Annotated in this window: 25 protein-coding genes and 1 pseudogene; 8 read left to right on the top strand and 18 right to left on the bottom strand. The window is 69.0% G+C overall.

Going from position 1 to position 17,222, the window contains the following annotated elements; genetic code table 11:
* Positions 1 to 76 precede the first annotated feature (76 nt).
* Positions 77 to 823 carry a prepilin peptidase gene (locus DEP02_RS03915; protein ID WP_112465908.1) on the bottom strand — a complete coding sequence of 249 codons (747 nt, stop codon included), beginning with the start codon at positions 821 to 823 and terminating at the stop codon, positions 77 to 79.
* Between the two features lie 158 nt (positions 824 to 981).
* On the opposite strand from DEP02_RS03915, the gene DEP02_RS03910 reads away from it, so the two are divergent.
* Complete coding sequence (locus tag DEP02_RS03910; RefSeq protein WP_112465907.1) at positions 982 to 1,341, top strand: DUF192 domain-containing protein; 360 nt, start codon at positions 982 to 984, stop codon at positions 1,339 to 1,341.
* 7 nt (positions 1,342 to 1,348) lie between these two features.
* On the opposite strand, the gene DEP02_RS03905 is transcribed toward DEP02_RS03910, so the two are convergent.
* From DEP02_RS03905 to DEP02_RS03890, 4 genes are read right to left on the bottom strand one after another with little or no spacing between them, the layout of a single operon-like run.
* Positions 1,349 to 2,749: an FAD-dependent monooxygenase gene (locus tag DEP02_RS03905; protein ID WP_112465906.1), complete on the bottom strand. Its 1,401-nt coding sequence runs from the start codon at positions 2,747 to 2,749 to the stop codon at positions 1,349 to 1,351.
* Positions 2,742 to 3,935, bottom strand: coding sequence for an MAB_1171c family putative transporter (locus DEP02_RS03900; protein WP_112465905.1), 1,194 nt, complete (start codon positions 3,933 to 3,935; stop codon positions 2,742 to 2,744). Before DEP02_RS03900 ends, DEP02_RS03905 begins: the two co-directional genes overlap by 8 nt.
* Positions 3,935 to 4,528 carry a toxin gene (locus DEP02_RS03895; protein ID WP_112465922.1) on the bottom strand — a complete coding sequence of 198 codons (594 nt, stop codon included), beginning with the start codon at positions 4,526 to 4,528 and terminating at the stop codon, positions 3,935 to 3,937. Before DEP02_RS03895 ends, DEP02_RS03900 begins: the two co-directional genes overlap by 1 nt.
* 23 nt (positions 4,529 to 4,551) lie before the next feature.
* Positions 4,552 to 5,163: a hypothetical protein gene (locus tag DEP02_RS03890; RefSeq protein WP_112465904.1), complete on the bottom strand. Its 612-nt coding sequence runs from the start codon at positions 5,161 to 5,163 to the stop codon at positions 4,552 to 4,554.
* A gap of 34 nt (positions 5,164 to 5,197) precedes the next feature.
* Between DEP02_RS03890 and DEP02_RS33240 the strand changes: the two genes are divergently transcribed.
* The gene (locus DEP02_RS33240; protein ID WP_157977361.1) at positions 5,198 to 5,392 is read left to right on the top strand and encodes a hypothetical protein; all 195 of its coding nucleotides are present in this window, start codon (positions 5,198 to 5,200) and stop codon (positions 5,390 to 5,392) included.
* A 529-nt stretch (positions 5,393 to 5,921) separates the two neighbouring features.
* Here DEP02_RS33240 and DEP02_RS33235 read toward each other — a convergent pair.
* Both DEP02_RS33235 and DEP02_RS03880 read right to left on the bottom strand, forming a co-directional pair.
* On the bottom strand, positions 5,922 to 6,497 hold the full coding sequence (locus DEP02_RS33235; protein ID WP_157977360.1) for a hypothetical protein: 576 nt from the start codon (positions 6,495 to 6,497) through the stop codon (positions 5,922 to 5,924).
* Positions 6,498 to 6,517: 20 nt separating this feature from the next.
* The gene (locus tag DEP02_RS03880) at positions 6,518 to 7,021 is read right to left on the bottom strand and encodes a hypothetical protein (RefSeq protein ID WP_112465902.1); all 504 of its coding nucleotides are present in this window, start codon (positions 7,019 to 7,021) and stop codon (positions 6,518 to 6,520) included.
* A 758-nt stretch (positions 7,022 to 7,779) separates the two neighbouring features.
* Here DEP02_RS03880 and DEP02_RS34325 point away from each other — a divergent pair.
* From DEP02_RS34325 to DEP02_RS03860, 3 genes and pseudogenes are all read left to right on the top strand, one after another.
* Positions 7,780 to 8,676, top strand: a complete 897-nt coding sequence (locus DEP02_RS34325) for a hypothetical protein (RefSeq protein WP_232838947.1) — start codon at positions 7,780 to 7,782, stop codon at positions 8,674 to 8,676.
* Between the two features lie 82 nt (positions 8,677 to 8,758).
* Positions 8,759 to 9,034, top strand: a pseudogene (locus tag DEP02_RS34320) (Scr1 family TA system antitoxin-like transcriptional regulator); the annotation flags it as partial.
* Positions 9,035 to 9,149: 115 nt separating this feature from the next.
* Positions 9,150 to 9,338, top strand: a complete 189-nt coding sequence (locus DEP02_RS03860) for a hypothetical protein (protein WP_112465901.1) — start codon at positions 9,150 to 9,152, stop codon at positions 9,336 to 9,338.
* 25 nt (positions 9,339 to 9,363) lie between these two features.
* On the opposite strand, the gene DEP02_RS34315 is transcribed toward DEP02_RS03860, so the two are convergent.
* From DEP02_RS34315 to DEP02_RS03840, 5 genes are all read right to left on the bottom strand, one after another.
* Positions 9,364 to 9,576 carry a hypothetical protein gene (locus tag DEP02_RS34315; protein WP_232838946.1) on the bottom strand — a complete coding sequence of 71 codons (213 nt, stop codon included), beginning with the start codon at positions 9,574 to 9,576 and terminating at the stop codon, positions 9,364 to 9,366.
* Between the two features lie 48 nt (positions 9,577 to 9,624).
* Positions 9,625 to 9,777: a hypothetical protein gene (locus DEP02_RS34310; RefSeq protein WP_232838945.1), complete on the bottom strand. Its 153-nt coding sequence runs from the start codon at positions 9,775 to 9,777 to the stop codon at positions 9,625 to 9,627.
* The gene (locus DEP02_RS03850) at positions 9,774 to 10,055 is read right to left on the bottom strand and encodes a hypothetical protein (RefSeq protein ID WP_112465900.1); all 282 of its coding nucleotides are present in this window, start codon (positions 10,053 to 10,055) and stop codon (positions 9,774 to 9,776) included. Before DEP02_RS03850 ends, DEP02_RS34310 begins: the two co-directional genes overlap by 4 nt.
* 177 nt (positions 10,056 to 10,232) lie before the next feature.
* Positions 10,233 to 10,571, bottom strand: a complete 339-nt coding sequence (locus tag DEP02_RS03845; RefSeq protein WP_112465899.1) for a helix-turn-helix domain-containing protein — start codon at positions 10,569 to 10,571, stop codon at positions 10,233 to 10,235.
* Positions 10,572 to 10,651: 80 nt separating this feature from the next.
* Positions 10,652 to 11,164, bottom strand: coding sequence for an ATP-binding protein (locus DEP02_RS03840; RefSeq protein ID WP_112465898.1), 513 nt, complete (start codon positions 11,162 to 11,164; stop codon positions 10,652 to 10,654).
* A gap of 248 nt (positions 11,165 to 11,412) precedes the next feature.
* Between DEP02_RS03840 and DEP02_RS03835 the strand changes: the two genes are divergently transcribed.
* From DEP02_RS03835 to DEP02_RS03825, 3 genes are read left to right on the top strand one after another with little or no spacing between them, the layout of a single operon-like run.
* Positions 11,413 to 12,264, top strand: coding sequence for a helix-turn-helix domain-containing protein (locus tag DEP02_RS03835; protein WP_112465897.1), 852 nt, complete (start codon positions 11,413 to 11,415; stop codon positions 12,262 to 12,264).
* Positions 12,265 to 12,274: 10 nt separating this feature from the next.
* Positions 12,275 to 12,466, top strand: coding sequence for a hypothetical protein (locus DEP02_RS03830; RefSeq protein ID WP_112465896.1), 192 nt, complete (start codon positions 12,275 to 12,277; stop codon positions 12,464 to 12,466).
* Positions 12,467 to 12,500: 34 nt separating this feature from the next.
* Positions 12,501 to 12,728: a hypothetical protein gene (locus DEP02_RS03825; RefSeq protein WP_112465895.1), complete on the top strand. Its 228-nt coding sequence runs from the start codon at positions 12,501 to 12,503 to the stop codon at positions 12,726 to 12,728.
* A gap of 42 nt (positions 12,729 to 12,770) precedes the next feature.
* On the opposite strand, the gene DEP02_RS03820 is transcribed toward DEP02_RS03825, so the two are convergent.
* The 6 genes from DEP02_RS03820 to DEP02_RS03795 all read right to left on the bottom strand — a co-directional run.
* Positions 12,771 to 13,352 (bottom strand): OmpA family protein, encoded by a 582-nt coding sequence (locus DEP02_RS03820; RefSeq protein ID WP_112465921.1) that lies wholly within the window; start codon positions 13,350 to 13,352, stop codon positions 12,771 to 12,773.
* Positions 13,353 to 13,404: 52 nt separating this feature from the next.
* On the bottom strand, positions 13,405 to 13,983 hold the full coding sequence (locus tag DEP02_RS03815; RefSeq protein ID WP_112465894.1) for a hypothetical protein: 579 nt from the start codon (positions 13,981 to 13,983) through the stop codon (positions 13,405 to 13,407).
* Between the two features lie 34 nt (positions 13,984 to 14,017).
* Positions 14,018 to 14,617, bottom strand: coding sequence for a pilus assembly protein TadG-related protein (locus DEP02_RS03810; protein ID WP_112465893.1), 600 nt, complete (start codon positions 14,615 to 14,617; stop codon positions 14,018 to 14,020).
* Positions 14,617 to 14,847, bottom strand: a complete 231-nt coding sequence (locus DEP02_RS03805; protein WP_112465892.1) for a hypothetical protein — start codon at positions 14,845 to 14,847, stop codon at positions 14,617 to 14,619. The genes DEP02_RS03810 and DEP02_RS03805 overlap by 1 nt, the downstream gene beginning before the upstream one ends.
* A 148-nt stretch (positions 14,848 to 14,995) precedes the next feature.
* Positions 14,996 to 15,832 (bottom strand): response regulator, encoded by an 837-nt coding sequence (locus DEP02_RS03800; RefSeq protein ID WP_112465920.1) that lies wholly within the window; start codon positions 15,830 to 15,832, stop codon positions 14,996 to 14,998.
* Positions 15,833 to 15,870: 38 nt separating this feature from the next.
* A partial coding sequence (locus tag DEP02_RS03795) for a sensor histidine kinase (RefSeq protein ID WP_232838944.1) occupies positions 15,871 to 17,222 on the bottom strand: 1,352 nt, incomplete at its 5' end.

Genomic DNA, 17,222 nt, shown 5'->3' with positions numbered 1-17,222 from the left:
CACCGGCCGCCTCCGATATACGGTCCGGATGCGGCCCGAGTACGGTCCGGATGCGGCCCGGGTACGGCTCGGGCGCTCACGTCACCGCGAACGCGCCCAGCAGCAGCCCCGTGAACGCCCCGCCGAGCATGAACGGCCCCAGCGGAATCGCCGACCTGCGGCCCGCGCGGCGCAGCACCACCAGGCCCAGCCCGTAGCCGGCCCCGTACAGCAGCCCGGCGAAGGCGCCCACGACGAGGACGGGCCAGCCGTACCAGCCGAGGGCCGTGCCCAGCGCGAGCGCCAGCTTGACGTCGCCGAAGCCCATGCCGGACGGGTTGACGAGGAAGAGGACGAAGTACGCGGCGCCGAGGGCGAGTCCGCCGAGCAGGGCCGTGGGCCAGGAGCCGGCGGCGCCGGGCAGGGCGGCGGCGAGGCCCAGCAGTGCGGCGGTCGCGGCGGCGAGCGGCAGGGTCAGGACGTCCGGGAGCCGGTGCACACGGTGGTCGACGATCGCGAGCAGCACGCCGGCCGGCGCGGCGAGCAGCCAGACGGCGGCTTCCGGGCGGGGCCCGGTGGCGGCGGCGAGGGCGGCGCAGACGAGCGCGGTCACCGTGGCGACGGCCGGGGCGCTCGGCCCGTACGGTCCGCACCCGACCGGTACGGCCGTGCAGCGGGCCGGGCCGACCCACCCCCCGAACGCCCCCCTGATCGGATGCCCCCCGGGACACCGCGCTCTCCACGCCTCCCCGGCGTCGACCGAGAACCGGTGGGCGGCGCGGGGCAGCAGCAGACCGGCTCCCACGCCCCACAGGGCGGCCACGACGGTCAGCAGCAAGCGCACGCCAGGACCCTAATACCGGTGCACCGGCGGGACATGGGCCCGTGGACCCATGCGGGGCCTACTGCCGTACGGCTACGGTCGGTCGACAGGGCACGACAGGGCACGACAGGACACAACGAAGCACTGGTCACACGGCTCGGCGGGAGGGGCGGCTCGGCATGGGACGGCGCTGGAGTGACGGGCGGGGCAGGCTGATCGTGCACGGCTCGCCACCGGTGACGGTCCCCCTGGAGCTGGCGGCCTCCTACCGCGCCCGCACCAAAGGCCTGCTGGGCCGCGACTCGCTCTCCGGTGCGATCCTGCTCTCCCCCGCGAACAGCGTCCACACCTTCCGTATGCGCATCCCCATCGACGTCGCCTACCTCGACCGGCACCTCCGCGTCCTGACCGTCGTCACCATGCCCCCGGGCCGCCTGGGCCTGCCCCGCCTCCGCTCCCGGCACGTACTGGAGTCGGCGGCGGGGGCGATGGCGGGGTGGGGGCTGCGGGCGGGCGTGCGGGTAGAAGTGGAGACGTGAAGCGACGTCAAGGGAGGGCGGTTTTCCGCTCCGCCTCCGTCAGAGGCGGGCCCTGCAGGTGCGGCTTCTTCGGGCCGAGGAGCATCGGGATGAGCATGTCGGGTGAGAACAGGCGAGTGGCAGGTTTCTCCAGGCTCATCACATCCAGGAGGGCCCCCATGGCGCGTGGATTGCGTGCCCCGGTTTCAACGGCTCTGTCGACGTAGCGCGCGAGGAAGCGTTCGACGGCTCTGGGTGGGCTGTCGGTGGCTCCGGGATAGGCGGCGTCCTGGCCGACGGCCAGGTTCCAGGCGGCGGCGACGGGCCGGGCGGCGACGCGCTGGAGGCGGTGCGCGAGGCCTGGAGCGGTGAGGGGGGTGGTGCGCAGGAGGTCACGGACGGCCAGCGCGCCCTGGGCGGCGACGGTGAGGCCGTGGCCGTAGACGGGGTTGTACCCGGCGATGGCGTCGCCGAGGACGGCGAAACCGTCCGGCCAGCGTGTGGCCTTCTCGTAGTAGCGGCGACGGTTGGCTGTGGCGCGGGTGGTGGCCACGTCCCCGAGTGGCTGGGCGTCCTTGATCAGTTCGCCGATGACGGGATCGTCCAGGCCGAGTGCGAAGTCGACGAAGGCGTCGGGGTCACCGGTGGGCTCGCCGCCGCGGGTGCCGGCGAGGGTGACGATCCAGCGGTCCGCCTCGATGGGCAGGATGATGCCGCCCTGTCCTGGGGCCTTGGCGGGGTTGGCCTGCACGTTGATCAGGGGGAAGTTGATGTCCCCGGTGGTTCCGGGGGCGCGGTAGAGGCGGGTGGCGTAGGCGACGCCGGCGTTGACTTCGCGCTCTGTGACGGCCGGCAGCCCCCGTTCGGTGAGCCAGTGCGGCGCGCGGGAGCCTCGGCCGGAGGCGTCGATGACCAGGTCCGCGGAGAGGGTGCTTTCCTCCGCGCCGGTGCGGAGGCGGATGCCGGTGATGCGTGCGGCGTCGCCTTCCAGGTGGAGTGCGGTGGTCTCCTGACGGAGTGTGATGCGTCGGTCGGCCAGGACGCGGTCGCGCAGGACGGAGTCGAGGAGGTCGCGGGAGCACACCAGGTTGCGGTGATGGGTCGCCCGGAAGCGGCGGAACCACACTTCGTTGGGGGCTCGGGAGACCATGTCGCCCATGATGTGGACCAGGCGTCCGCCGTGGGCGACGATCTCGCCGGTGAGACCGGGCAGGAGGCGGTCGAAGGCTTTGACACCGCCGCTCCACACCAGGTGGGCGTGGCGGGCCTGGGGGACGCCGCGGCGGGGTTCGGGTCCGTCGGGGAGGCGGTCGCGCTCGACGACGGTGACGTCGGCGAAGTCGGTGAGGGCCGCCGCGGCGAACAGGCCGGTGACACCGGCGCCGATGACCACGGCGGTGGGCCGGCGGGCGGTGGGTGTCTCAGGCATGGCTGTCCGTGCTTTCTGTGATGGTCACCCGCCGGCGGATGCCGTCCACGGTATGAGGGTGGTGCAGGGCGGTCGCGATGGCTTCGATGTGGTCGCTCACGACCGCGCCGAGTTGGGGCGTTCGGGGATGTGCGGGAGGTGGTGGGCCGCCCTGCAGGCAGGCGCTGATGGCGGCACTGAGCACTACGGCTCCGGCGATGCCGTCCGCGTTCGGGGTGTCGTTGCCGGCCCGCACCGCTCGGCGGGCCCGCCGGTAAAGGTCCGCGTCGAGGTAGGGGCTGAGCACGCGCAGGGCATCGTGGATGCGCTGCTGGCGTTGCATGAGGCGCAGGTCGAGGGAAGTCCACGGCCCGAAGCGCGCCTTGGCCGCCGCCGGGGTGAGGACGCGGACCGCGCGCCACAGCGGGCCCAGCCGGCGGTAGTCGCGTTGGTCGCGGATCCACTTCTGCAGGAACGGTCCGGCTTGGGGGACGATGAAGCCGAGTGCGACGAGGGCGGCCTGCAGGAGCGCGAACGGGGGTGCCACCCGGGTGCTGAGCACGTCCCAGTCGCGTCCTGCCCAGCGGGCGCCGATCGCGGCCGTCTTCGCCACGTCGAAGACGAGTCCCGAGGCGAAGCCCAGCTGCAGGAAGACCACTCCCGTCTTCAGCCAGCGGTTGACGACCTCGGGGAACCACTTCCAGAGCATGGAGGCCGCCACGAGGGACGAGACCATGTGCGCGGTGATGTAGAGCAGGATGTGTTCGCGCATCCAGGGGGTGCCGGCGTAGTAGGTGTCCAGGTCGTAGATGCGTGCCGTGGGTACGTCGGCCAGGAGGAACGTCAGCCACAGGACGGCGATGACGCCGGTGTAGAGCCAGTAGATGCGGCGTATCCTGCGGCGGCGTCCTTCGGACGGTTCCTCCCGCCAGCGCATGATCATGGTCAGGCCGGTCGCGCAGGAGGCGGTGAGGAACGAGTAGGCCCAGGGGGCGGCGATGTTCGGTATGCCCGTGAGGACGTTGAGACGTTCGATGTTGACCGGGGTGATCACGACGAGGACGGCGGTGGCCCAGGTCAGCAGGAGAGTGGTCGCCCGGACGTCGGGGTCGCGCGAGGCCCGCAGGAACGTGGGGAACTTCAGCAGGAGGGCCAGCGCCAGCAGGGCGGTGGGCAGGGCGTAGGGGATGGGTAAGAAGGGACTCATCACAGGATGTGTCCGGCGCGGTTGCCCAGCGACAGGTTGATGCGGCCTTCCACGGTGTCCGGACGGACCGGGCCTCGCGCGTAGCGGCCCTTCATCCACGTGCGGACCTCACGGCCGAAGAGCAGGCCGAACGTCTCGGCGTCGACTTCGCGGTCGTCGGCCGACTCGGCACGGGCCGCAACGGCGAGGAGAGCGTCGCGGGACACCTGATGTGTGGCGAGGACCTGCTCGACGGCCCGCTCGATCGCCTCCGTCGTCCGGTCGGCGGGCAGTGCGCGGGCGGCGGTCGGCACCCCCGCGACGTGGTGACCGCAGTGGCCCTGCTCCTCGTGCCACAGCTCGTGGCCGAGGATGACGACCTGGGCCTCGGGGACGGTACGTTCCTCCACGACGATGAGGGAGTGGTCCCCGCAGTCGAGGCGCATGCCGGAGACGGGGATGTCCGGTGGGAACGCCCTGAACAAGAGACGGATCGGCCGGCCGGTTCGTACGCTCATGGCCTTGCAGAACGCCTCCATGACGTCCCGCGGTTCGGCCGGCCGTTGGATGGAGCCTGCCGCCTGCCGGCCCAGGACGGTGAGCAGGGACTTCATCGCCTTGGTGCTCGCCTTGGCGCTCACTGGTCGTGGCCTCCTTCCGGAGGCACCACCGACCGCAGGACACCTTCGAGGAGACGTTCCAGTTGCTCCCGGGTCAGGGAGCCGTGCATGCGCAGGTCCGTGGCCCTCACTCCGTAACGGTCCATCAGAGCGAGCACGGGGTCGCTCCGGGGGTCTTCGAGCTGGTGCAGGAGAGGGAGCAGGGCGCGGTTGAGGGCGTCGGCGGCGGAGTCGGTGAAGAACGCCTCTCCCCCGTCGACGTCGAAGTACTCGACGAGTCCGTGGAGGAGTTCGACGCTGGGTACTTTCCTTCCGTCGCAGACCTGACGGGCCCAGTACTCGGACACGCCCAGCCGCCGGGAAATGTCCGTGGCCAGGTCGGACATGCGTCTGCCGGTCGCCGTCATGTCGGCCTTGGCGAGCGCTGCGATCCGCGCCCGGACCCGGTCGTTGACGGAGTCGTCCGGTGGTGTCCCACCCTGGAGCAGAGTTCGGACCGTGGACGCGGGCAGTGCCGTCCTGGCTGCCAGCGCGGTCACATCCAGCAGCTCCGACCGCTTGCTTCCCTTCTCCTGGAGGGCCTCGTCAAGGCGCCGCAGAGTCTCGGAGAGGGGAGGAGGTGATGCCACCGTTGCACTCCCGGAGCTCGGGGACCGACAGCTGGTGCGTACTCAGGCGGCACCCTACGCGACCGGCACGCCCGCAACAACGATCGTTGATGCCGAGCAATCGATCGTTGTCCTGATCGAGCCGGCACATCAGCGCCACACGACCGGCGAGGTCGCTGCCGCCGACCGCCTGCCGCCTGCCGCCTGCCGCCTGCCGCCGACGCAAAGCACCGACATCAACGATCGTTGAATTGCCGAACGGCGAGGTCGCTGCCGCCGACCGCCTGCCGCCTGCCGCCTGCCGCCTGCCGCCGACGCAAAGCACCGACATCAACGATCGTTTTCGGCAATTCAACGATCGTTGACAGCCCGTGTCCGCCCGTAGCACTATCTCGCACAGCGGAAGCGCCCCTTCCCAACTACCGCAGCAACCAGCTGAGATGGCGCCCCGCAGCACCGTGCTGGACAGACACACGACCAGGAGGCCCGCGGGCAGGCCGCCCGGAAGCGGGGAGCGCGCACGTCGCAGGACGCCGCTCCCCTGGCGCGGCAGGCGGGCTTGCCGAGAGGTCCGCGGTCACCAGGGCACTTCCAGTGGCCCTGGACACCGCGGACCCCTCACGGAGGGAACCGGAGACGCCGCGCGACGGGGGCGGCGCCCCCGGTTCCCTTCGCCATCACATCTCTTGAGGAACGGGCTGGGAGACAGGTCCAACGGCGATGTCCGCGTTCGTGCCCGCGCCCCTGGGGTGCGCGGGCCGCCGGTCCTGCACTCGCCCTCAGTTGCAGAACTCGGCCTGGGCTTTCAACGCTGCCACTGGCGCCTCGCCCTTGCCATACCTCGTGGCGCAGACTACGACCCCGATTTCGGCGTCGACCCACGTGGAGAGTTCCCCTTGAACCCTGGTGCCATCAAGGCATTTCAGAGACAAGGGAACCGTGACCTTTTCCACCGCGGCATATCCGACGTACTTCTTCTTTTCCTTGGCTCCGGACAGGAAACGGTCCAGCCCTGAGAGGGCGTCACTGGTTCCGGAAGTGGGGAGCTCCAGACCATCCTCGATGGCCGCCAGAGCAGCGGTTTCATCCACGCGGTCGGATTTCCATTGGACCTTGGCAGTGACAGGTTTGTCGACCAGGACGACGTTCTTTTCGTCTCCCCATGGGGGATCCACCTTCCGAATCGCCGTGAACGTCAAGCTGCGCGGAAGCTTTTTCACCGGGGGAGCGGTGAAGGCGGTGCTCCCGCAGCCCGTTCCGTCCGCGGAGCTCGTGGCGGACGCACTTCCGGACGTCTTGGGGTTGCCGCCCGCCGTGCAGCCGGTTGCCGACATGACCACGACGGCAACAGCCACCCACGCTGGACGTGGCCTCATCAGCAGTAGCTGCTCTTAGCAAGGGCGGCCATGCTTCCGGACGGCTGGGTGATGTCGCACTGGGCCGCTCCCACCTCCTGTACGTGATGGGACCTACCGGTGCCCTTGGCCGCGACGATCACGGTGCTGTTGCCGCTGGAGCAGGAGTTCTTCTCCCAGTTGCCCGTGACCTGGACACGTCCCGCATAGGTGACCACGTACTTCTTCGGCTTGACCGTCGCGGTGACGGCGACAGACGAGCTGGAGGTCGAGGAGCCGGAGGCGGCGAGCGATAGGCTCGTACTGGCCGACAGCTTGCCGATCACCGCGCTGGCTTCGGCCGAAGCGCCGCTCGTGTAGGTGATGCCGGCGGTAAGCGTCAGCTGATGTCCGGTGGTGAAGTTGGACGACATGTCGGACGAGGTGCCGTTGTAGTGCCGTGTCGCGTGAGTGATCTTCTTCGGCTTGGCCACGTTGGACACGGTGTACCAGGTCCCCGAGTAGCCGTCACACGGAATGCCCATCGTACCGACTTCCCCGTCGACGCTCTCGAGCGCAGGCGGCTCCGGCGCGGCGGAAGCCGCCGAGCCTGCCCCGGCCACGACACCGAGAGCGAGAAGAGCTGCCGCCACAGGGCGGTATGTCAGATTGAAAGAACGATTCACTTACTTTCCCTGCCTCGCATCTATGTGATTTCCGAAACCACGTAGGCGTAATTTCGGCACGACTACGCATTCTGCGTGGCCGGCGGCAGCCGACGCACATGAAAAGCCCGACCAGCCCGCAGGCCGAATACGGTTGAGTGAAAAGCGCTTGAGATTCGGCGATAACGCTCGCCCGCGGATTCCCCCCTTGTTCTCGCCGCGTACATGCCACCAGCGCAAAGGCACGGTAGCACCGGAGAACCTCCGAGAAATAGAGATCGGCGAGAATCTTGCAGCAGCAGAATTCGGGAAATCGCCCCCAATCTACGCAATACGGCTCCGGGGAGAGTGGCGCACTTGAGGGTTACTTGAGCTTCTCCGGAAAGGCCAGGGCTTCGGCCTCGATTCGTCAGCGAGTTTCGGTCGCCGACTGGTCCGGCGATTCGCCCGTAACATCCCCTATCGGCCGAGGACGGGTCGTCGCGTAGCGCCGCGGCTGCGCCGGATTCCACCGGCCCGGAGACTGCGGAGCTCTCCTTCCTGTTCTTCGCCGGGGCGGGGCCGGGCCGTCAGGTCGCGGCCGGAAGCTGGGTGAGCCTGCGCCAGCAGGTGGTGAAGGATTCGACCCAGGACCAGGAGTGCTGGATCCGCAGCCGGCGGCGGGCGTGTTTCGTCAGGCGGGCGGGCAGGTGGTGAAGGCGAATGGGGGCACCTCCCGGCCGGAGACTGGGGAGCATGGTGTCGGGTTCGGCGTCGGCGAGGTCGTCCTGGTCGTGCAGGGTCAGCAGCCGCAGCCAGGCTGGGGCGCGCCACCGCCACCGCCCTCACCGCCGAAGAAGAACAAAGCCGGAAAGATCATCGGCCTTGGGCGCGCCAGCATCGTCGGCTTCTTCGTAGTCGCCCTCTCCATCGGCGCTGCAGTCAGCGACGGCACCAGCAGCAAGAGCGACAAGCCTGCCGCGAAGGCCACGCGTTACGAGGCCGTCAAGAAGGGCGCCAGCGGCAACAAGCGCAGCATCGTTGTCGAGGTCGACAGCACGGAGGGTCTGCGAGGCGTGTTCAACGCCGTGCCCAAGGACCTGTCCGAAGAGGCCGGCTACTACATAGTGATCAACTGTTCGACCGGCGGCACGAAGGACGTCGACAGCCGGCTCGCCAACGGCCAGTACGCCATCGGCCGCGTGGGTCAGGCAACGACAGGTCTGAAGGGCCGAGGCACCGAGTTCTCGACGAACGACGGCAGAAGGTGCCCAGACAAGGCGCCCACCATCGACCACAGTGCCACCGAGAAGGCCGCCGGCATCCCGCCGGAGCCGACCGGCGCCAAGCGCGCCAAGTTGCTCCGCGCCCTCGCTGCGGTCAACCCCGACATCGTGAAGTACGAGGACAAGGCGATCGATGCCGCACGCAACCAGTGCAGCACCATCAACGGTGGAGGCCGGCGCCTGGACTGGTCGGCGTCGCAGCGCTTCACGTACAAGACTCCGTTGGGGAATCCGCAAACCGGCCTCCCGGGCCCGTTGTGGTTGGCATGATCGTTTTGTTCGTCGGAACGAGGGGTGAGGCTGGGTGTCGCTGGAGTCGCGGGACGACGTCGAGGTCCGCGTCTCGCAGCGCATGGACCGGCAGCAGGTGCTCGACCGCCCGATGCCGCCCGAACTCGACGTCATCGTCCATGAAGCCGCGCTGCGCACGGAGTTCGGCGGATCCGCGGTGGCCCGGCAGTAACTGGAGCACCTGCTGCGGATGTCCGAGCGTGAGGACCTGACACTACGGGTCATCCCCTTCCCCGGAGCCGGCCAGTCGGTCGTCTACGTCGAGTCGTCCGTACCCCAACTCGACACCGTGGAGTTCGACAGCACTCACGGGCCCGAGTTCATCGACTCGGAGACCCAGCTCAGCAAGTACCGGGCCGTGCTCGCGGCAGCGGAGTCCGTGGCACTGAAGTCCCGACGCGTCACACGACTTCATCCACGCTCTTGCCACCGACCTCTGAGGGGACGTCACCATGCCCGCCATTTCCTGGGAAGACCTCTTCCGCGGAGAAAGCGCCAACTGCTTCCGCATAGGGACCGACGCCGAAGGCAACGCCTACATCGCCGTCGCCGGACAGGAGGCCCCCCTGACCGACAGCCGTGAAGCCCTCCATGCCCTCATCCTGGAGATCAAGGCGGGGAAGGCCGACCACCTGCTGTAGGAGCGGCGCTTCGGAGTCGCGACCGTCAACGGTTCAGGTCCATGACCCCGACTCCGAGCCCCTTGTAGGCCTCCGGCGCGACCGTGGCCACCAGCGCGCCGTCGGGGAGCATCGGATTCGGCCGCGCCACATGCACGGCGGCCGCGGCTCCGAAGGCGACACCGTCGCGGAGCAGCTCGCCGATGGTCGCGGCCATCGCGTAGTCGTCATCGACGATGCCGAGTACGTCCAGCAGCACACCCGCACGGGCGACGATCCCCGCACGCTCGCGCTCGGCCTCCAGCAGTCACAGGACAGGCACCCACAGGCGCACGTCGTCACTGCATGCCGCGGCATGGACGAGACCGGAGACCTGCTTGTTGCCGCTGGCCTGCTTGTCGCCGCTCATCGCCAGCAGCGTGGGACTGTCGAAGACGTAGTGCTCGATCACCTGGCTCAACCGGGCGACTCCGTCCCCGCGAGCGCAGCCCGGTGAGCGGCGGTGGCCTCCCGCATCCTGCGCCGCATCTCTGCGGACTCCTCATCCGTCACGTCATGCCCGAACCGCTCGGCAAGCAGGGCACGAGTCCGATCGGCCCGGGCCCTGATCTGCTCGAGAGTCAGAGTCTGAGCGGCTATCTCCTGCATGAGGGCACGCAGACTGATCCCCCGCCCCTCGGCCACGGCAGCGAGCTGGTCACGAACTTCGGCGGGCACACGGATCATGACGTCGGACACGCCCTGAATATAAGTCGCGTATACGCCCGCCAGAGGTGGCCCACTCCTCGGGGACGGCGGTGGCACGGGAACAAGTGGCGGATTTGGGCCAACGGCACCGCCGAAAAGACCTGGTCGGCGAGTGCGCACGTGGCCCAAATCCGCCACTTGCCCCCACCCGGGCCCGGAACGGCCGGATCAGGCAGCGTGACCGCCGAATCCCACGGTGTTATGCCCGCCGGAAACCACGTGCAGGTCCACCGTGACATCGAGCGCCCCTGCCAGCCTGACCAGCAGGTCCGCGGTGAGAGGAAGCATCCCGCCCAGTTCGATGGCCTCGACCTCGTCGGGGGTCATTCCCAGACGCTCACCCAGCGCCGACCGCGACAGACGCAGCGCCGTACGCCGGTCGTACACCAACTGCCCGAGTTCGTGCGCCAGCCGGATCTGCTCACGCTCCGCGATCACCTCGGGCGGTTCCTCGTACCCCTCGGCGACCTTCCGTTCCCGCGCCAGCTTCCAGCGGGTGTAGTTCACAGCTCTTCCCGGAACTCGCTGGTGAACTCGTCGTGTTCGGTCCGTTCTTGTCCTCACAGAGCTCTTTCGCCGGGCTGCGGTCACTCTTTCGTGTGGCCGCCTGCGAGGTACGTCCGGGCGCCCGACCTCGGCAGTACCGCCCACGTGCGCGTGCCGCCGCCCGGTTCGTGGGCGGCGCCGAAGCCCCAGTCGCCGCCGCAGGACCGGACCACGCAGGCCGGCAGGCGCAGGGTCGAGCGTCGGCGGGCGTCGCAGGCGGCGGCGAGGCGGGGGTGCTGGTGGCGGGGGTGCGCATCGTAGAGGACGACGCGCAGGGCGTCCTCCCGGTAGCGGAGGCGTACGTACACCTCCGGCGAGGTGGAGAAACGGCAGGCGCAGGCCGCGAGTTCGCTCGCCACCTGCACGGCCGCGTCGGTCATGTCGACGAGGCCGTGGGCGAGGAGGACCGTGCGGAGCGTCGCGCGGACGATCGCGGGGGTGCGCGGGTCGGCGGGGAGGGTGAGGCTGTAGGTCAGGGTTTCGGGGGTGGGGGGTGCGGGCGGCCGGTCCGTGGGGGTGTGGGGCAGGCAGGCCGAGGTGAGGGTGACGGGCATGGCAACTCCCTTGGTCAGTGGGGTGGTTGTTCCTCCGTGCGCACGGTGGCCTGTCGCTCGGGCCTGGCTTGGCATGGGCGATGCGCTTCCGTCCGGTGGGCGGAGGGTCGTAGTCGACCTGTCACGGAAGGTAGGAGCAGCAGGGTCAATGTGTCCAACATTTTGGAGATAATTGCCTCCTCCGTGTGATGGACCGAAGCGGCACTCCCCGGCAGACTGTGGGCGACCACAGCGCGAGAGAGGGCAGCATGACCACGAGGCGTACGCCGACGGAGCGGCAGAAGCGGCTGGGCGCCGAGCTGCGGAAGATGCGGCTCGCGGCGGGAGTCACCACCGAGTACGCGGCCGGCCTGCTCGGGATCGACCGGACCCGACTGTCCAACATGGAGTCCGGAATCCGGCCCTTCTCCGCGGACCGCATCCGCACACTGGCCTGCAACTACTCCTGTGCTGACAGCGGTTACGTCGACGCACTGGTCGCCATCGCGGAGAACAAGGAGCGGGGCTGGTGGGAGCAGCACCGGGGAACCCTGCCCGCCGGGCTCCTGGACATCGCCGAGTTGGAGTGGCACGCCACGCGGGTGCGGACGGTGCAGTTCATGCACGTGCCTGGGCTGCTACAAACCGAGGACTACGCCCGTGGCGTCTTCGCCGCCGTACTGCCACCGCTGACCCGGCTCGAGGTGGAGTTGCGTGTGGCGCACCGCATGGAACGCCAGCAGGTCTTCGAGCGGCCCGAGTCCCTCCCGTATATCGCGTACGTCCATGAGGCCGCGCTGCGCATGCGGTTCGGCGGTGACGACGTGACTCGACGCCAACTGGACCACCTGGCCGCCCAGTCCGAGCAAGGCGGCATCGACGTGCGGGTGATTCCGGCGAACGTGAGCGGATTCCCGGGGGCGGGGCATGCGCTGCTCTACGCGGACGGCGTCGTGCCTCAACTCGACACCGTGCAATTGGACTCCGCACATGGGCCGGAATTCACCAGCGCAGAAGCCCAACTCAGCAAGTACCGTGCCCACTTGGACTGGATGGACGACGCGGCGCTGCCTCCGGCGGCTTCACGCGACCTCATCCGAACCGTCGCCTGCGAGCTGTGAGGAGGCCACCGTGGCTGAGATCGACTGGGAAGAGCCCTTCTGCGGCGAAGGCAACAACTGCTTCCGCATCGGGACCGACGCCGACGGCAACGCCTACATCGCCGTCGCCGGGCAGGAGGGCCAACCCCTGACCGACAGCCGTGAAGCCCTCCGCGCCCTCATCATGGAGATCAAGGCGGGGAAGGCCGACCACCTGCTGTAGGGCTGTTTGTTACGGCTTTCACTACTCTCGCCGCATGAGTGATGCGGAGCAGCGCGCCAAGGACGAGGGACCGGCCCGGGAGGTCAGTGCGGCCGTCGAACGGCATATACAGCGTGATCTTCTGGAGGAACTGCTCCAGGCGAAGGAGGCGGAGATCGGCCCTCCCTCCTCCGAGGTCCGGGAATGGGCTGCGGAGATCTTCGGTGACGCTGAAACGATGGCGGCAGACGAGAAGAGCACGGCGACAAGGTCCGTGCCGTGACCGTGTGACCTCGTTGGGCCGGCCCGTCCCGTCGGCCATGGGTCAACTCCCCGTACGCGGGAACGTCACCTCCACTCGACGGTTCTTCTTGCGGCCGTCCTCCGTGGAGTTGTCCGCGATGGGGTACTGCTCGGCGTAGCCGCGTACGTCGAAGGTGATGTTCGGGTCGTTCAGGTCCCGGGAGAGGACGTCCTGGACGGCGTTGGCGCGCTGCTTGGACAGGACCACGCCGTGTGCGTGGGTACCGAGGTTGTCCGTGAAACCGAAGACGCGGACCTGGGTCGCGTTCTGTTTCTTGATCTCCTGCGCGATCGCGTCGATACGGGCCTTCGCCTGGTCGCTCAGCTTCGCGCTGTCCTTGGCGAACAGCACCTCGGCCTGGAGGGCGAAGGTCACATCGGTGTTGGTGTCCTCACGGCGTTCCTCGCCGCCCTGGTCCTCGACCACCATTTTGATGTCGAGCACCTTGGGCTCGGCGAGGGTGGCACCCTCGGGGAGCTTGAGGTCCGGGTCGGCCGGGTCGACCTCCACGGGGGCGGAGGCGGAGGGTTCGGTGCCGGGGGGCACGCTGGGGCCGTCGTCGGCGTGGGCTGCTGCGGCAGCGTAAAGGTTCGCGGCGACCATGACAGTGGCGGCGGTGAGGGCCAGGGGGAAGCGGATGTGGGTCACGGGGGCCTCACCCGGAGATCTTGATGGTGGCGGTGGCAAATCCTGGAAGCTGGAAGTCGACTTCGGTCGTGCTGCCTGGCGGTGATGGGAACTGCATGAACACCGGAATGGCCTCACCTGCCTTCAGGGAAGGCAACCCCGTCGTGGTCAGGGGGCGACCATCTGTGTCGCGCAGTACGTAGTAGCGCTTCTTCCCCTTTGAGTCCACAAGCGTGGCACCACCCAGCGAGCTGCCATTTCTGATGATCTCGGTCTCGTTCCCGCTGAGGTTGGAAGGAATGATGACATTATCGCCGCCGTCATTCTTCAGGGTGCCGTTCACGGTGACGAACCCCCCTGAGTCCCGCTTGGCAGAGGTGACTTGAAGAAGCAGGCTGTTAGGGCCCTTCAACTCGGCCAAGGACTGCCCAGTTTGCCCCTCCTGAGCACTCGGCTTGGAGCCGCCCCCCTTGGACGCCGAGGCTGAAATGTCGGGCTTCTTCTCATCGCCACCACTGCCGCAACCGGCTACACCGAGGACCAGCCCGGTCGCCACTGTCAACGCGACCAGCCCCCTGCGGGCCTTCGTAGTGAACCGAATGCTCATCGCTCTGCTTCCTTCTCCACTCGTCGTTCGCTTGTCAGTCGGCCAGATGGACGTCGAAGAGGTCCTCGGGTCGTGGCAGATCCATGAGGTGGTGTGGGTCGAGGTCCCAGTACCTGTCCTTGCAGATGAGCCGCGGAAGTACGTCCTTGTCATCGGAGCCCTCAGCGAGAGGGTCGAACGCGCAAAGCGGCTTGATGACGGCGCTGGCGTGTGCCTTGGAGCGCATGCCCTCCACGCCGGGAACGGTGGACTTCCCGATGGGTTTGTCGCTCTGGACGTACACCGTGTACCTCAGCGCTGCCAGCTGCGGTTGGCAGTCGTCCACGTGCGCTTCGTTCTGTCCTGCTAGCTGATACGCACGCCAACAGCCAGTCAGCTGCGCTGCGCTGCCGTCGAGAAGACTCTGCCACTCGGTCGGGTCGAGCACGGCTTCGACCCACTTGCCCGCGAGCTGATCCCGGGTGTCCTGCGCCGCCGCCAGTGCCGCCGCGTCTGCCGCTGTCTGGGCGCCGTTCCGATTGACCGCGGCCTGACCGACCGCGAAATATGCGAACGCAAGAAAGAGCAGGCCCGCCACCACCATGATGTAGATGGGGAAGGCCTGCCCTGCGTCGTCGTAGCTGGGCCGCTGCATCAGGTGATTTCGTTGATCTTCGCCTTGATCTTGTCGAGAATCGACTGGCCGATGTCCGTACCGACAATCGCCAGCACGATCGCCACCACCACCGCGATGATCCCCAGGTACTCGACCGCGGTCTGCCCCCTGTCGCCGGCGCGGGAGCGCACCGCCTCGACCGTGGTGTTCTTCCAGCCGTGCACGCGGACCTTGGTCGCAACCGCGGTCTTCAGCATCAGGTCGCTCATGGTGTTCCCCTCCGGGTTCGGTCTCGGTGCCGCTTGCGCCACCGGAAACGTATGCCGGAGCGCACGGTCCGCTGGAGGGTCCGTGGGCCCATTTCCGGGCCCACAGAGAGACCCGGCCGCGCTTCCTCCGTACCTTCGTCATCTCGTCTCACCCCAGTCCTCGTGACGATGACGAATCCGGCGCCGTGCCCAGCCACTTGGCGGCGGCCTCCGAGCGGCTGGTGCTGTGGAGCTTGGCGAAGATGCGGTTGATGTGGTTCTTGACGGTCTTCTCGCTGATGAAGCAGGTGACGGCGATCTGCTGATTGGTCATGCCGGACGCGATGAGGTCCATGATCTCCGCCTCCCTGGTGCTGAGTTGGAACCTCGACCTGTCGACGGCGGCCGGACGGCCACCTGTCCATCCAGACGACGACTCTCCCACATGCGGTTGCAGTCGCGAAAGGTTTTCTGCAGAAGCAGCCGGATTAGCGGGTATTGGAGGATCTGAGTCGTGTGCAGTCGCATCCCCGTCCTGGCGCAACCGGGCCAGCAGCGCTCCCGCCGCCGTATGGGTGAAGTGGGCTCTGCCCTCCTTGACGTCCCGTACCGCGGAGACCAACTGGTCGGCCGTGAACTCGCCGTGGACCAGGTAGCCGCCCGCGCCCCGGCGCAGGGCCTCCTGGACGATTTCCGACTCGCGGCTGTAGGTCAGCATCACGACCGGGGAGATACGGACCAGATGGGGAAGGGCCGAGATGCCGTCCACCCCTGGCATGCGGACGTCGAGCAGGACGACGTCGGGGCGGTGGCGCTGCGCGGCCTCCCAGGCGGCGCGGCCGTCCGCGGCCTCCGCGACCACCGTGATGTCCGCGCGGCCGGAGAGCAGGGCCGTCAGGCCGGCGCGGACCACGGGGTTGTCGTCGGCCACGATCACCCGGAGGGGGGTGGTGGGGACGGACGGTGGGAAGCCCTCGAAGGGGTCTGGGGTCGTCTCGGCCGGCATGGCGGCGGCCTCCTCTCGGGTCGTGGCGGGATCGCGGGTCATGTCGTCCTCGTCAGAGCTCCCATCGGAAGTTCCAGGCGGACCTCCGTGCCCCTGGGGTGGGCGCCCCGCCCTATGCGGATGCGGGCGCCCACCGATGCCGCTCGCTCCACCATGCCGACCAGGCCGAAGTGGCCCGCGCGGCGGAGTTGTTCGAGGTTGGTGCCGGGCGGCAGGCCTCGGCCGTCGTCGTACACGCTGATGCGCAGCAGGTCGCCGTGGACGCCCGCGCGTACGTCGACGTGGGTGGGCGCCGCGTGGCGGTGGGCGTTCTCCAGCGCTTCCGAGGCGATGGTGAGGATCTGGCGGGCCACGGCGGGCGGGACCGGCGGGACGCCGGACTCGCCGGTCGGGCGGCAGTCGGCGGCAAGGCCGGTACGGGCTCTGAAGTCGTCTGTGCGGGCGGCGAGTTCGGTGAGTACGTCGGTGCCGTGGTCCGGGTCGTTCTCGCGGCGCAGGTCGGTCAGCAGTTCGCGGGACTCGGCGGCGGCCCGGCGGGCCGAGCGGGCGACCAGTTCCGCCTGCTGTCTGACCAGGGCGGGGTCCATGCGGCCCGTGCGGTCGGCGCCGGCCGAGCCCGCCAGGCCGTCGGCGGCCAGGGCCACGCCGTGCAGGGTCTTCGCCACCGAGTCGTGCATCTCCCGGGCGAGGCGGGCGCGTTCGGCGGCGACCGCCTCCGTGACGGCGAGGCGTGCCTGGACCGTGGTGAGGGCCTGGGTGGCCTCGCCGAAGCGGAGGAGCAGGTTGCGCAGGGTGACGCCGGCCGCGCCCGCGATGACGCACAGGCCGGGGAAGAGCGCCGACTGGGCCAGGTCCGTGGAGAGTTCCTTCGAGGCGGCGTGGATCACCAGCAGGATCAGCGACTGGAGTGAGGCGAAGACGGCCGCGCCGCGCCAGCTGTAGACGAGGCCGGCGAGGAGGGGGGTGCACACGCTGACGTAGGCGAGGGTGCTGTCCGGGCCCGCCGCGATGAGGAGGAGGGCGCCGAAGAGGGTGTCCAGGGCCAGGAGGGTGGGGTGGCGCAGGAGGAGGGGGCCGAAGCGTTCCCAGTCCCTGAAGAGGACGTAGGAGCCCATGAAGGTGACGACGACCGCTGTACTGACCAGGCGGGTGGCCAGGCCGGGGGCGGCGTTGAGGAGGGCGGCGGGGGCGGCGAGGGCGATCATCGCCAGGCGGAAGGCGAAGACGTGCCGGCACATCGCCTGCAACGCGCTGATCTGCAGCTTTTCCGGCTCGGGTGAGGGTACGGGTGGTGGTGCGGGCGCGGGCGCCGACGCAGGCGTGGACGCCGACGCAGGCGCGGGCGCCGACGCAGGCGCGGGCGCCGACGCAGGCGCGGGCGCCGACGCAG

This window comes from Streptomyces triticisoli (genome assembly GCF_003270085.1).
Classification (GTDB): Bacteria; Actinomycetota; Actinomycetes; order Streptomycetales; family Streptomycetaceae; genus Streptomyces; species Streptomyces triticisoli.
Note: the sequence above shows the minus strand (reverse complement) of the source record. Positions and strands in the feature narration are given on the sequence as shown.

Coding starts and splice junctions, on each gene's coding strand:
- DEP02_RS03895 (WP_112465922.1), bottom strand. CDS start 4,528: ATGAAGTCCCTGCTCACCGTCCTGGGCCGGCAGGCGGCAGGCTCCATC.
- DEP02_RS03820 (WP_112465921.1), bottom strand. CDS start 13,352: ATGGTCGCCGCGAACCTTTACGCTGCCGCAGCAGCCCACGCCGACGAC.
- DEP02_RS03860 (WP_112465901.1), top strand. CDS start 9,150: ATGCCCGCCATTTCCTGGGAAGACCTCTTCCGCGGAGAAAGCGCCAAC.
- DEP02_RS03910 (WP_112465907.1), top strand. CDS start 982: ATGGGACGGCGCTGGAGTGACGGGCGGGGCAGGCTGATCGTGCACGGC.
- DEP02_RS03900 (WP_112465905.1), bottom strand. CDS start 3,935: ATGAGTCCCTTCTTACCCATCCCCTACGCCCTGCCCACCGCCCTGCTG.
- DEP02_RS03805 (WP_112465892.1), bottom strand. CDS start 14,847: ATGAGCGACCTGATGCTGAAGACCGCGGTTGCGACCAAGGTCCGCGTG.
- DEP02_RS03905 (WP_112465906.1), bottom strand. CDS start 2,749: ATGCCTGAGACACCCACCGCCCGCCGGCCCACCGCCGTGGTCATCGGC.
- DEP02_RS03800 (WP_112465920.1), bottom strand. CDS start 15,832: ATGCCGGCCGAGACGACCCCAGACCCCTTCGAGGGCTTCCCACCGTCC.
- DEP02_RS03825 (WP_112465895.1), top strand. CDS start 12,501: ATGAGTGATGCGGAGCAGCGCGCCAAGGACGAGGGACCGGCCCGGGAG.
- DEP02_RS03840 (WP_112465898.1), bottom strand. CDS start 11,164: ATGCCCGTCACCCTCACCTCGGCCTGCCTGCCCCACACCCCCACGGAC.
- DEP02_RS03810 (WP_112465893.1), bottom strand. CDS start 14,617: ATGCAGCGGCCCAGCTACGACGACGCAGGGCAGGCCTTCCCCATCTAC.
- DEP02_RS03880 (WP_112465902.1), bottom strand. CDS start 7,021: ATGGGCATTCCGTGTGACGGCTACTCGGGGACCTGGTACACCGTGTCC.
- DEP02_RS03815 (WP_112465894.1), bottom strand. CDS start 13,983: ATGAGCATTCGGTTCACTACGAAGGCCCGCAGGGGGCTGGTCGCGTTG.
- DEP02_RS03835 (WP_112465897.1), top strand. CDS start 11,413: ATGACCACGAGGCGTACGCCGACGGAGCGGCAGAAGCGGCTGGGCGCC.